Annotated in this window: 10 protein-coding genes; 9 read left to right on the top strand and 1 reads right to left on the bottom strand. The window is 36.0% G+C overall.

Going from position 1 to position 13347, the window contains the following annotated elements:
• Positions 1-5: 5 nt before the first annotated feature.
• Positions 6-2645 (bottom strand): TonB-dependent receptor plug domain-containing protein, encoded by a 2640-nt coding sequence (locus tag ACTJJF_RS20830; protein WP_440700889.1) that lies wholly within the window; start codon positions 2643-2645, stop codon positions 6-8.
• A 198-nt stretch (positions 2646-2843) separates the two neighbouring features.
• Between ACTJJF_RS20830 and ACTJJF_RS20825 the strand changes: the two genes are divergently transcribed.
• The 9 genes from ACTJJF_RS20825 to ACTJJF_RS20785 all read left to right on the top strand — a co-directional run bounded on the left by ACTJJF_RS20825 (position 2844) and on the right by ACTJJF_RS20785 (position 13264).
• Positions 2844-3521 (top strand): response regulator transcription factor, encoded by a 678-nt coding sequence (locus ACTJJF_RS20825; protein WP_276162987.1) that lies wholly within the window; start codon positions 2844-2846, stop codon positions 3519-3521.
• Positions 3522-3569: 48 nt separating this feature from the next.
• On the top strand, positions 3570-4601 hold the full coding sequence (locus ACTJJF_RS20820) for a sensor histidine kinase (protein WP_065398817.1): 1032 nt from the start codon (positions 3570-3572) through the stop codon (positions 4599-4601).
• A gap of 134 nt (positions 4602-4735) precedes the next feature.
• Positions 4736-5329 carry an IS1096 element passenger TnpR family protein gene (locus tag ACTJJF_RS20815; RefSeq protein WP_312305444.1) on the top strand — a complete coding sequence of 198 codons (594 nt, stop codon included), beginning with the start codon at positions 4736-4738 and terminating at the stop codon, positions 5327-5329.
• A gap of 616 nt (positions 5330-5945) precedes the next feature.
• The gene (locus tag ACTJJF_RS20810) at positions 5946-7295 is read left to right on the top strand and encodes an alpha-amylase family glycosyl hydrolase (protein ID WP_440700888.1); all 1350 of its coding nucleotides are present in this window, start codon (positions 5946-5948) and stop codon (positions 7293-7295) included.
• 145 nt (positions 7296-7440) lie between these two features.
• The gene (locus ACTJJF_RS20805) at positions 7441-7881 is read left to right on the top strand and encodes a hypothetical protein (RefSeq protein ID WP_312305439.1); all 441 of its coding nucleotides are present in this window, start codon (positions 7441-7443) and stop codon (positions 7879-7881) included.
• Positions 7882-8019: 138 nt separating this feature from the next.
• A complete protein-coding gene (locus ACTJJF_RS20800; RefSeq protein ID WP_312305436.1) occupies positions 8020-8814 on the top strand; it encodes a thymidylate synthase in 795 nt (264 codons plus the stop codon).
• A gap of 102 nt (positions 8815-8916) precedes the next feature.
• Positions 8917-10356 carry a hypothetical protein gene (locus ACTJJF_RS20795; RefSeq protein WP_440700887.1) on the top strand — a complete coding sequence of 480 codons (1440 nt, stop codon included), beginning with the start codon at positions 8917-8919 and terminating at the stop codon, positions 10354-10356.
• A gap of 153 nt (positions 10357-10509) precedes the next feature.
• Complete coding sequence (locus ACTJJF_RS20790; protein WP_065399709.1) at positions 10510-10728, top strand: hypothetical protein; 219 nt, start codon at positions 10510-10512, stop codon at positions 10726-10728.
• 25 nt (positions 10729-10753) lie between these two features.
• Positions 10754-13264 (top strand): M1 family metallopeptidase, encoded by a 2511-nt coding sequence (locus tag ACTJJF_RS20785; protein ID WP_440700886.1) that lies wholly within the window; start codon positions 10754-10756, stop codon positions 13262-13264.
• Positions 13265-13347 lie beyond the last annotated feature (83 nt).

Raw genomic sequence — 13347 nt, 5'->3', positions numbered from 1 at the left:
ATTTTTTAGAATGTATAACCTACTGTAAGATTAAATGTAACCCCTCTGTAATAGTTAATAAGTGTATTGTTGCCTTCTTCAAGCTGAAGTGGTACATAATTTTTATCTCCAAGTAGGATTCTGTATTTGTTATTAAGAATGTTTTGTACACCGAATTTCACATTCCAATTCTTTGTCAACTGATTCTGATAAACAAAATCTAGCTGATGGAAAGGTTTTTCATAATAGTTATCTGTACCAGCACCTCCCGTCGCATAAATTTTACTTCCTGAAACATTATAAACTAAAGAGAATGTTTGTGAAAGGTTGTTATGGTTTTTAAATTCATACTTTAAATCCGCATTGATTGTATATGGAGCAGCTCCCTGCAGGCCTCTTTTACGAAGTTTTTCTCCTGTAGTTGGAAACCATGTAGGTTCTTCCATTTTAAGCTGATCTTCACTTCTTTCTACATTAGAATACATAATGGTAGCGTTAGCTCCTAAAGTAAATTTATTTAAAGCTTCAGAAATTCTGCCCAGGTTGAAGATTCCCTCAACTTCTAATCCGTATATGTCTGCTTTTTTAGCATTGAAAAATGTTATTGTAGATCCCGTAGCATCTCCTGACGCTACTAATGAACGTTCAATTGCATTTTTAATATGTTTAGCAAAAAGATTTACAGCAAACATTTCCTTGTTGGTTGGGAAATACTCCCATTTTAAATCAAAATTATAGTTTTCACTATTTTGAATATTTTCATTACCAACAATATTCACGTTATCCGGACTGATGTATTTAATAGGCATCGTCTCAATAAGTATTGGCCTTGTAACGGTTTTGCTAAATGAAAATCTTACATTATTTTTATTATCAATAGCCTTTTTGATGGAAAGTGATGGTAAAATAAAATCTTTTACTTTTTCTACATTCGTTTTATATTTAGCACTCTGCTCAGAATAACGGATAAGAGTCATATCGTGTTCATATCTTGCTCCTAATAAAATATCCCAAGAATCATTTGGCTTTAAATTAATATTAGCATAACCCGCATTAATAATCTGATAGAAACTATTAAAGAATTGAGAAATATCTGATCCTTCCTGATAAAATAAATCTCCTTTTCTTATAGAGGCATCAAACAAGTCTTGAGGTCTGTCTAAATTGGCTACAAAACTTGGATTGAAATCATTTGCACGGCGACCAAAAACGAATCGGTAAGAGGTTTTTCTAAAATCAGTAAATCCATTATATCCGGCAGTAATTTGTATAGGGTAGTCCTTTCTATCACCCTTTTCACCTAAAGATAACTGGTATTCAGCATATGCAGACCCATAAAATCTTGAGTTTACATCAAGGTATTGGCGAATAAGGTTATTACCACCGTATTTCATAAGTATCTGCCCATCAGGAAGCATTTTATTATTTTCATCAGCTCTGTTTCCTTCCAAAATTTTACGGTCTGGTTGGCTGTAGTTATTGAGTACGTAGCTGATTCCTCCTTTCAGTAGATGCCTGTCTGCGATTTTCTGAGATGCAGTAAGTTGTAAATCTAAGAATCTTGAGACGTCTAATTGGTTTGTTCTGAAAAAGCCAGTGTTTTTATTTTGAACCTGCTGATCCTTGTATCCAAAATTATCTTCAATGATATTATTGGTGTTTTGTAGGTAAATAGCATTTAAATTAACATTTGTTCCTCTATTTTTATAACCTAAGCCTAACAAAATAGAAGATTCTGTTTGGTAGTTATATTGCTTACGGGTAAGGAAGTTCATATTATCAATAAGAGTAGAACCTTGTGCTCTAAACTGATTATTATCCCCTTCCTTATATTCGAATTTTGTACCTTGATTTAAAGAAAATAATACTCCTAAATTTCCAGTTTCTCCAGCTTTAATTTTTTGTACAGTCGTAAATCCAATACTTGTATTAGGCATTGCTTTTACATTATCCACATTCCATGAATCTTTAAAAGAGTTCAGTGATTGATCGGCTGTAAATCTATAGTTATTAGGTCTTGCATTTCTAATTTCACCAGGAAGCCTTCTATCTCTTGAGTTCAACCCTAAATACCCATTCATTCCATCAGCACCTTCTGCTACTTTAAAGTTATCTCTGAAAGTACTCAAAGTATTCACTCCTACACTGAATTCTACTTTAGTGAAAGGCTTATCAATCGTAAGGGTCTCAATATCAAAAGTAGCTCCTGCAAAGTCTCCGTAAAGATTGGAGTTGAAAGTCTTATAAATATTCAGTTTACCTACAACATCCGTCGGAAACTGCTTTAGGGCAATAATCTTCTGGAAAGGGTTATTGGATGGTGAACCAAGACCGTTAATTAATAAATAGTTGTATCGTTCTTCAAGACCTCTTACGAAAAGACCTCTTCCTTCTACCGTAGTGATCCCTGTTACTTTCGTAAGACCTTGTTCTACATTGGAGATTCCTTTTCTGGAAATCTCTTCAGCACTTACAGCCTGTTTCTGAATAATCGCTTTCTTCTGTTCTCCTAATACGGCAGTTTCAGTTTTCTTGTTACTGCTTCCTTGGATTACTACGCCTTCAATTTTTTTCTCCTTAGTGATTGTATCCTGCTTTGTTTCCTGAGCATAAAATACAGATCCGGATAAAAATAAGACTGCAATGCTAAGTTTATTAATTTTCATTCCTTTACTTGCTTTATTACTAGATTTCTTTCGGTGCAAAGGAATAAAAGTTTAATGGGGTAAATGGTTTAGTAAAATTTAATTTTTTCTTAACTAAATATTAAGAAAAGAGTATTATTGTTAACTTTATATGAACGATAACTAATTTATTAATCTATCATTCAAAAATGATTAACTTTGAAACAGTAAAAATTTAAAATGAGCCAAAAGAAAATACTCTTAATAGACGATGAACTGGATATTTTAGAGATTCTGTCTTACAATTTAGAAAAAGAAGGTTATGATATCTATACAGCTACCAATGGTAACGAAGGGATAGAAAAAGCAAAGGAAATTGTTCCGGACCTTATCCTTCTAGATGTAATGATGCCGGAAAAAGATGGTATTGAAACCTGTCAGGAACTTCGTAAAGTGAAAGAACTTCAAAAAACACTTATTGTTTTCCTTTCCGCAAGAAGCGAAGAATTTTCCCAATTGGCAGGATTCCAGGCCGGGGCCAACGATTATATCGTAAAGCTGATCAAACCGAAAATCCTGATCTCCAAAGTAAATGCTTTACTGCAATTAACTTCTCAGGTATCTGATAATGCTAAGCTCATAGAAATAGGAGACCTTGTCATTGATAAAGATAACTTCAGAGTTTCCAAGAGCGGACAGCAATTTCTTCTTCCCAAAAAAGAATTTGACCTGCTTTACCTTTTGGCTTCCAACACTGAAAAAGTTTTTAAAAGAGAAGAAATTCTTGAGAAAGTATGGGGTAATGATGTGATCGTAGGAGAGAGAACCATTGATGTTCATATCAGAAGATTAAGAGAAAAATTAGGGATCAATACCATTCAGACATTAAAAGGGATTGGTTATAAGCTGATCGTTTAATCATTTAAAAATCTTAACTTTACGTTCAATTCTTAAAACGTTGTAAAATTGAAATTTTACAGACTTACCCTCGTTGCCTCCTGTCTGCTGACACTGGTAATGCTTTTCCTGGTGGTCGTTTTCGATTCACTGAAAGATATCTATTACGAGACCCCTTTATTTAAAACGGGTCTTTTGATCTGTATTGTCCTGATCTTTATTATCAATTGCGTAGTTCTGGAACTTCTTTTCAACTATTACGGCAGAAAGCAGGTGAAAGGCCTTTCAGGCATTCTTCCTCAGGAGATCGTACATGATCATGACGAAAATATTACCATCAAAGAACTTGGAGAACGATTTTCCGATCTTAACCAGCAGAAAGTAACCGAAATCGATATGATGAAGGAAATGGAAAGCTATCGTAAAGAATACATCGGAAACGTTTCCCACGAGCTGAAGACTCCTTTATTCTCTATTCAGGGCTATGTGGAAACTTTAAGAGACGGCGGGGTGGATAATCTCACCATCCGTGACAAATATCTCGAGAGAATCGACAAATCTGTTGAAAGACTTATCGCTATTGTGACAGACCTTGATATGATCAACAGACTTGAAGCAGGAGAGATCAATCTTACCGTGTCCAGATTCGATGTCAATCTCCTGATTAAAGAGATTTTTGACCTTCTTGATCTTGAAGCTGAGAAAAGAAATACAACCCTGCAAATTCAGACCCTCCATCCGCAGATCTTTGTAGAAGCCGATAAACAGAAAATTTCACAGGTTTTTATCAACCTTATTTCAAATGCAATCCATTATGCCAACAGACAGGAAGCAAAAGTGATTGTAAAAACCAGTATCCTGAAAAATAAAGTACTGATTGAAGTTATCGATAACGGGATGGGAATCAAATCTGAGATCCTGCCTAGGATTTTTGAAAGATTCTACAGAGTGGAAACCAGCAGAAGCAGAAGAGAAGGCGGTTCCGGATTAGGATTGGCTATTGTAAAACATATCCTTGAAGCTCACAACGAAAACATTACCGTAGAAAGCGTTTACCTTGAAGGAACGAAATTCAGTTTTATGCTCGAAAAAAGTAAATAATTCCGGCAAAATGTAAGAAAAAAAAATATTTTAAAAAATCCTGAAATATTTTTTTGTCACATGTCATTTATTATATATTTGCAACATAGATTTATCATAATTATAAAGGCAAAAAAGTAATTTAAGAAACTGATATGGTTTACAAAATCCGCGTAATATTAGATGCGAAAGAGGATATTTTCCGTGATGTCGAAGTTAAGGGAAAACAAACGTTATGGAACTTACATTTAGGAATTAAAAGTGCATTCAGTCTGCAGGGAGATGAGCTTTCTACTTTTAATCTGTTGGAAGATGACGGAACGATCGTAAAAAGTGTCCCATTGGAAGATATGAGTGATGATGGAGATGGCGAGATCATGTCAGATGTTTACATTGATGAGGCTTTTGAAAATGTAGGTGACAAAGCACAGTTCCAGTACGGGCTTCTTGATCTTTGGGAATTCTTCTGCGAGCTTGTAGAAGTGATTGAGGAAACAAAAGGTGTAAACTACCCGATCACGGTATACAGATTTGGAAATGTTCCATTGAAGGCCCCTAGCAAAAACGGAAACTCCGGAGGCAAAAAGAAGTCAGCAATGCCGTTGGTAGATGATGAGTTCGGTTTTGATGATGATTTCGGAACAGGAGGAAACTTTGCAGATGAAGATGACAGCTTCGATGATGAGGAAGAAGAAGACTACAATGACGATGTCTTTGATGATGAGGATGACAATGATGATGAAAGATAAGATGTAAAAATATACAAATTATGGCCCTGGGTGTTGATCCGGGGCTTTTTTATAGCATTTTACTGATATATTATCGGCAGAATTTAGAATCAACGCAAAAGTTGGGGGGCTTACAATATTCAGCTCTATTTAATTTTAAAATTTAACGTAAAGGATTTTTATTATCCGGTGTTTTATTTTAGGAAGCAACTGAATCAATTGTATAGATTCTTTCTAAGCGTACGTATATTTACATAGCTTCATCAGCAACCTTTGTCGCTTTCTTAGCTCCCTTATCAATAATGAATTTCATTTTGTCTTTGCGTTAAATAAAATTCAGTATAAAGCTTAGAAGAGTAAAAAGATAATTCATTTTTTCTTCAGATTAACTAATTTTTTTTAGTCCCCAAATTTTGCACCTGATCCAGAATTTATTTATACTTTTTTGAAATATTAAGGTTGTATTAAGATAAGCTCCGCTTTATGCTTAAAAATCAGAATGATTCATCTTAACTATACTTTATTTCTTAAATCCATTCTTAATGGTTTTAATATATCCCATATTTTTTATAAGCCTAAATACCCCTTACCTTTTTCTCCCCAAAAAACAATCCTTACTTTTGTTAAAAATAGATTAATGAAAAAATTAATTTTATTAGCCGTAATTGGTCTGGGAATTGTTTCCTGTACCACTCAAAAAAATACAAAGAAGATGACAGAGCTGCCAAAAGAATGGAAACATACTACCAATATCTATGAAGTAAATATCAGACAATATACCCAGGAAGGAACTTTCAAAGCATTTGCCAAAGAAATGTCCCGCCTGAAAGCTATGGGAGTAAAAACCCTTTGGTTTATGCCCATCACTCCCATTGCACAGCAGAACAAAAAAGGAAGTCTCGGAAGTCCTTACGCAGCAGCAGATTATACCTCTGTCAATCCGGAATTCGGAACATTGCAGGATTTTAAAGATATGGTGAATGAGGCACACAGACTGGGATTCAAAGTAATCATTGACTGGGTAGCGAATCATACCGGATGGGATCATGTGTGGACGAAATCACATCCCGAATTTTATTTAAAAGATCCGGACGGTAAATTCCATATTGCTTCCGGAATGGATGATATCATTGAGTTGGATTATAAAAATCAGGAAATGCGCCAGGCAATGATTGATGCCATGAAATTCTGGGTGCAGGAAACCAATATCGACGGGTTCAGATGTGATCTTGCTTCATGGGTGGAAGTTGATTTCTGGCAACAGGCACGCCCTGAAGTGGAAAAAGTAAAACCGCTTTTCTGGCTGGGAGAATTCGACGAATTGGAAAGTCCTGAATACGGAAAAGTATTCGATGCCAGCTATTCCTGGAAATGGATGCACAAATCTGCCGATTATTATAAGAAAAATGAACCTCTTCAGGAATTGAAAGATCTGCTGGTACAATATTCCAATATCGGTGACGGTTCAATGAGGGCCTGGTTTACCACCAATCATGATGAAAACTCATGGAATGGGACAGAATATGAGAAATATGCTGTAATAACAAAACCTATGGCTGTATTTTCTGCAACATGGAATGGGGTTCCGTTGTTGTACTCCGGTCAGGAACTTCCTAACATGAAGAGATTGGAATTTTTTGAAAAAGATGTCATCAAATGGACCAATACCTATCAGGTAGCCGACTTTTATAAAATATTACTGGATTTAAAATCTTCCAATCCTGCCCTAAGAGGTGGAGATCCTGAGGTAACAACTTATCTGCTGAATACAACAGCAAATGATAAAATTCTGGCTTATGTAAGAAAAAACGGAAAAGATGAAGTGCTGGTGGTTTTGAATATGTCAAAGGAACCTGTGAATTTTACCATTGAAGACGAACATCTTTCCGGAACATTCAGAAATGTTTTTGATAAGACTAGAAGAGATTTCAACCAGGGAAAAGATTTCAGTTTTAAAGTTTCAGATTACGCCGTATTTGCAAAATGAAATTGGAAATTCTGAAATTTTGAATTATACTGTAAATCTTAACCACTAGTTTTTAATGGTACCTAATTCCCCTCTACCGGAGAGGTGTCAAAATCTATGATTTTGATGGGTGGTCTATACCCTCCACAATAAAAAACAGCAGTACATGAACAAACAGGAAATAATAAACATCATCAGGGAAAAAATTACAGATAAAATCCGGTATTTTGAGAATCTGATCGCCGAGACCCGTGCATCAAATAATGATACCAAAAGCTCTATGGGTGATAAATATGAAACGGGACGTGAAATGCTCCAGCAGGAAATCAACAATCTGCAGAGGCAGCTTAATGAAACATTGAATCAGCAGGCTGTTGTGCAGAAAATAACCTCAGAACCTTCTGAAAAAGTTCAGAACGGGGCATTAGTGAAAACGAATAAAGGACTCTTCTATATTTCCGTATCGCTGGGAGAAATTGTTTTTGAAAAGGAAAAAATTATGACTGTTTCAGCAGAATCGCCGCTGGTAAAAATGATGTACGGTAAAAAGGCCGGAGAATCATTCACGATCAATACTGTTCATCAGCAAATAGAAAATGTCTGGTAAAAAAATATCACAGATCTACAAAGCACATCTACAGCTGCTTAATAGAGTTTGGTTATAGCATCCATAAAAAGCATTCATAAAAATGAGTGCTTTTTATAATCGTTTTTACTAAATTTGGGGCATAAAATTTCTCTCACAATGCAAAATTACCTGGACCTTTTACAGCATATTTTAGACAACGGAACCGATAAAACCGATAGAACCGGTACCGGAACAAGAAGTGTTTTCGGATATCAGCTAAGATATGATCTGTCAAAAGGGTTTCCTTTGGTAACTACAAAAAAAGTGCACCTGAAATCCATTATCTATGAACTGCTTTGGTTCCTGAAAGGAGATACCAACATACAATATCTTAAAGATAACGGGGTAAGTATCTGGGATGAATGGGCAGATGAAAACGGTGATTTAGGTCCTGTTTATGGTGCTCAGTGGAGAAGCTGGAACGGTGCCGACGGGAAGATTGTAGATCAGATTACAGAAGTGATTGATCAGATAAAAAAAAATCCGGACTCCAGAAGACTTATCGTTTCAGCGTGGAATGTAGCGGAAATTCCTAATATGGCATTGGCTCCTTGCCATGCATTATTCCAGTTTTATGTTGCAGACGGAAAATTATCTTTACAGCTGTATCAGAGAAGTGCAGATGTTTTTCTTGGGGTTCCGTTCAACATTGCAAGTTATGCTCTTTTGCTGATGATGGTAGCACAGGTTTGCGATCTTGAAGTAGGAGATTATGTTCACAGCTTTGGAGACGTTCATATTTATAATAACCATTTTGAGCAGGTGAACAGGCAGCTTTCAAGAGAAACAAGACCTCTTCCTGTCATGAAACTGAATCCGGAAGTTAAAAATATTTTCGATTTTGATTTTGAAGACTTTACCCTGGAAAATTATGATCCGCATCCGGGAATTAAGGCTCCTGTTGCCATTTAATATTGAGTAATATTCTGATATTATTTTTTAATTGCGGTAATTCTGTTATTTTTGAAATTGGTAAGCGATTGAAGCTTCCGCTACAAATTTTGAAAAAATACGATGGAAAAAAAACTGAGCCGTTATTATCTGATATTTCTCAATATCTTAATCCTTGTTTATACCCTTTATATATGTTGGTCTGTTTTTACAGAAAAAACTGTGCTTTCAGATGATTTGGCAGGGGTTTATCAGCTAAGAGCTGTTCCGGAATCCTATTTCAGTTATATTTACTCTTTTCTGGACTCCTCTTTGATGGCGGCAAGGCCTGTATCAGGTTTAGTGTCAGGAACCTTGTCCTTTCTGTCAAAAGATCATGAATCTTTCTACTTATTGGGGACCCTGTTTTTTCCTCTTTCATTAGCTGTGCTGTATTGGGTGGCCAGGCATATACTGTCTAAAGAACTTGCCAGCCTGCTTACACTGCTGTATGCATGTTCTCTGATCGGCAGCAGTATTCAGTTTTCCAGTATTATGCTCAATTCAAATCTGGCGACTATTTTTTTTGCCGTAAGTATCTATTATGTATATATCAGGAAAAATTTGATACTGAGTTCACTGTTTTTTATTGCTTCCGTATTGAGTTATGAAATCTTTCTTCCTTTCATCATGCTTCATCTTTTTCTGATTAAAGATCATAAAAAAAAGGTTGTATTCGGTTTGCTGACCTTGGGGATTATCGTAATTTTCAGGAAAGTTATTCAGCCGGCCTTATTTGTCAACTCATATCAAAGGGATGAGATCACTAAAGTTTTTGAGTTCAAAAGAGTCATATTCGTTGCAGTATGTGCGGTGAAATTATTCTTCAGAGATATTTTCGAAGGAATCTGGAAAGGTATACTGAATCTGAAAAAGCTGCATATTTTAGAAATACTGCTGGCACTCATCATATCTTCAGTTGTTTATAAAGTTTTTGCAGGGTATGATTTTAAAAGCAGGATGCAGGAATTAAAAAAGCTAAGTATTATCTCTTTTATCTCAATACTGTTGGGGCTGAGTATTTTTCTCTTTTCATCCTATATTCCGACCCTTTTTGGATTTGACAACCGGAATCTGGGAGCCATACGGCTTTTTTATACCTTATTTATTATTTCAGGGATTATTTATCTTTCTGTCAGGCTGAAACTGCAAAGTAAAATGATCAGTATCTTTTTGGCCGGAATTACTTTTATTCTTGTTATCACCAATATCAGCTTGAAAAATTCCTGGATTTATGCGGGTAAATTCAACAACGAATTATTCAGGCAGCTGAATGTGGCACTGAAGCAAAATAACATATCGGAAGGAAACGTCTGTATAGATTATCATGTGTTTGAAGTCCTAAAGTCTGATCCGAATCTTATGCTGAGAGAGCCCCTTTTTTATAAATATTGGGAAAGCCCTATGCTTTCTCAAATGAATGGGATAGATCCTGATAAAATCCATGTTTACAATATAGAAAATCAAAAAAGCTGTGAAGTGGAGTTTCAATATAAAAATGGGAAAATGATTCGTACGAAATAACTTTTTTCCAGATTATCTTAATATAAAGGGCTTAAAGGAGCTTTCTTTAGTATTTGTTTCTTAAATTTGAAAGAATAACAGTCTGATCCATTCCGGTTTCCGGAAAAGGAAAAACTGGGTATAAATAAAAGTCAAATACTGATCACAGAAATTATGAAGTACCTGAAAATAAATACAGAAGAAGGCGCAGATATTGAAATCCTGAAAAATGCAGTCCTTCAATTGAAAGGAGTCGCTTCAGCAGAAATTGTTGATGATGAAAACCCGGAAAGTGAGCTGAAAAAAGCTTTTGCAAAAACCAAAGAACAGTTGAAAACCGGAGATTATGAAACACTTGTAAATGATATTTTTGACATTATAATAAAAAAATAAATCTAAAAAATAATAAAGTAGACCGATGAGAAAGGCCATTTTATCAATTGCTGTACTTGGAATTTTATTTTCAGCCCAGGTATTTGCACAAACAGAAACATCAGGAAGGGAAAAAGTTTACAGAGCAACACACACCAAAGTCACAGAGCTTAAGCATACCAAACTAAAAGTAAATTTCGATTATCAGAAAGAGCAGATGAATGGAGAAGAATGGCTTACGGCTTCACCTTATTTCTATCCCTCCAATGAGCTTATACTCGATGCGAAAGCAATGCTGATCCATGAAGTGGCACTTGATAACAACGGCAAAAAATTTCCTTTAAAATACGAATACAAAAATGATGTTCTGAAAATTAATCTGGATAAAACCTATCAGAAAAATCAGGACTATACAGTTTATATCAAGTATACATCCCGTCCCAATGAGGTGAAACAGGAAGGTAGTATGGCCATCAATGATGCCAAAGGTCTTTATTTCATCAATGCCCAGGGAACAGATCCGGATCTGCCTACCCAAATCTGGACGCAGGGAGAAACAGAATCTTCCTCAGCATGGTTTCCGACTATAGATAAGCCTAACCAGAAAACAACCCAGGAAATTTATATGACCGTTCCTGACAAATATGTTACCCTTTCAAACGGTCTCCTAAAAGATTCTCAGAAAGAGTCCAACGGTATGAGGACTGATCATTGGGTAATGGATAAAAGGCATTCTACTTATCTTTTCTTTATGGGGGTAGGAGAATATGCTATTGTGAAAGACAAATGGAAAAATATTCCGGTTGATTACTATATAGAGAAAGAATACGAACCTTATGCAAAGCAGATCTATGGAAATACACCGGAAATGATCGAGTTTTTCTCTAAAAAAATGAATTATGACTATCCATGGGCAAAATATGCACAGATCTCCGGCAGGAATTATGTGAGTGGAGCGATGGAGAATACGACAGCAACCCTTCATGGAAGTGATATTCTTCAAAAACCAGGACAGCTTATCGATGAAAACACTTGGGAAGATACCATTGCCCATGAATTGTTCCACCATTGGTTTGGCGATCTGGTGACGGCCGAAAGCTGGAGCAACCTTACCGTAAACGAATCTTTTGCCAACTATTCCGAATACCTTTGGAATGAATATAAATACGGAAAAGATCAGGCAGACTATCACCTGATGAGCGACGTGAATCTGTACATCCATAATCCTGGCGATTTCAAGAAAAATCTGGTAAGATTCAATTATGATTCCCGTGAAGATGTGTTTGACCTCGTAACCTATCAGAAAGGAGGAGGAATCCTGAATATGCTGAGAAACTATCTGGGTGATGACGCTTTCTTTGCCGGAATGAATGATTACCTGAAAACTAATGAATATCAAAACGCAGAAGCCCATCAGCTGAGATTGTCTTTTGAAAAAGTGTCAGGAAAAGATCTCAACTGGTTCTTCAATCAGTGGTATTTTGGCAGTGGAAATCCGAAAATCAATTATTCATCTACATTTGAGCCGATGAAAAAGCAGGTTTCTGTAACCATCAGCCAGACTCAGGAGAAGCCTTTTGAATTCCCTCTGGCAATCGATGTGTATGATAACGGTAAGCCGAAAAGATACAATGTATGGGTAAATGCAGAAGCAAAAAATACGTTCAGTTTTGATGTTTCAAAAACCCCGGATGTACTGAATATTAATGCCGATGGAGTTTTGCTGGCAGAGATCACGGAAACAAAAACACCAGAACAAAACCTATTGCAGTTTACCAATTCCAAAGAATTTAAAAGCAGATATAATGCTCTGACAGGCATTAAGGATCAGGTTGGGAAAAATCCTGCTGCCATCAGATTGCTGGCTGCTGCACTGAAAGATCCGTTCTTCAGGGTAAGAATAAAAGCTTTGGAATTGATGGATCTTACCAATCCTGACCAGATGAAAGCTTTAGGAGCTGACGTTGAAAAACTTGCAGTAAATGATCCGAAAACACTGACCCAGGCGGCGGCTATTGCAGCTTTGGCAAAAACAAAAGATAAAAAATACCTTCCAATCTATGAAAAAGGAGTCAATGCAGTTTCTAATGTTGTAAAAGCAAATTCCTTGAATGCACTTATCACCATCGATCCGTCAAAAGTGAAAATCCTGGCTGATAAAATAGATCTGGATGGAGCTTCAGATGAATTGTTAGCTCTTTTCATGCCGGTTGTTGTGAAGAATAAAATAGCTTCCCAAATGGAATACATTGCTCCTCTTACAGCATTCTATCCGTTTGTTAAATTCCAGGATCCGGAATTGGGGAAAACTGCAGAAGAAGGGTATAACTGGATCATGAGTTCAGATCATCTGAAAGCTGTTGAGAAAATAACGAAGACCTTAGGCTATGCGAAAAATCAGATGGAAAATAATCCACAGGCTAAAATGATGGTTGTTCAGACGCTGAAAGATGGACTGAGCAAAAAAATGGAACTGCTGAGACAGAATCCGCAAAACGCAGCAAGCATCAATAAACAGATCGATGCTATAAATAAAGCAATTGAAAATTTTAAATAAAAATAGAAACAAGCCGGCAAAATTTGCCGGCTTGTTCTTTTCATAATGCTTAAAAAATATAAGTCTGTATAGCTTATTACTAC

This window comes from Chryseobacterium sp. 22458 (assembly GCF_052044975.1).
GTDB lineage: Bacteria > Bacteroidota > Bacteroidia > Flavobacteriales > Weeksellaceae > Chryseobacterium.
Note: the sequence above shows the minus strand (reverse complement) of the source record. Positions and strands in the feature narration are given on the sequence as shown.

Coding starts and splice junctions, on each gene's coding strand:
- ACTJJF_RS20830 (WP_440700889.1), bottom strand. CDS start 2,645: ATGAAAATTAATAAACTTAGCATTGCAGTCTTATTTTTATCCGGATCT.
- ACTJJF_RS20825 (WP_276162987.1), top strand. CDS start 2,844: ATGAGCCAAAAGAAAATACTCTTAATAGACGATGAACTGGATATTTTA.
- ACTJJF_RS20815 (WP_312305444.1), top strand. CDS start 4,736: ATGGTTTACAAAATCCGCGTAATATTAGATGCGAAAGAGGATATTTTC.
- ACTJJF_RS20810 (WP_440700888.1), top strand. CDS start 5,946: ATGAAAAAATTAATTTTATTAGCCGTAATTGGTCTGGGAATTGTTTCC.
- ACTJJF_RS20805 (WP_312305439.1), top strand. CDS start 7,441: ATGAACAAACAGGAAATAATAAACATCATCAGGGAAAAAATTACAGAT.
- ACTJJF_RS20800 (WP_312305436.1), top strand. CDS start 8,020: ATGCAAAATTACCTGGACCTTTTACAGCATATTTTAGACAACGGAACC.
- ACTJJF_RS20795 (WP_440700887.1), top strand. CDS start 8,917: ATGGAAAAAAAACTGAGCCGTTATTATCTGATATTTCTCAATATCTTA.
- ACTJJF_RS20790 (WP_065399709.1), top strand. CDS start 10,510: ATGAAGTACCTGAAAATAAATACAGAAGAAGGCGCAGATATTGAAATC.
- ACTJJF_RS20785 (WP_440700886.1), top strand. CDS start 10,754: ATGAGAAAGGCCATTTTATCAATTGCTGTACTTGGAATTTTATTTTCA.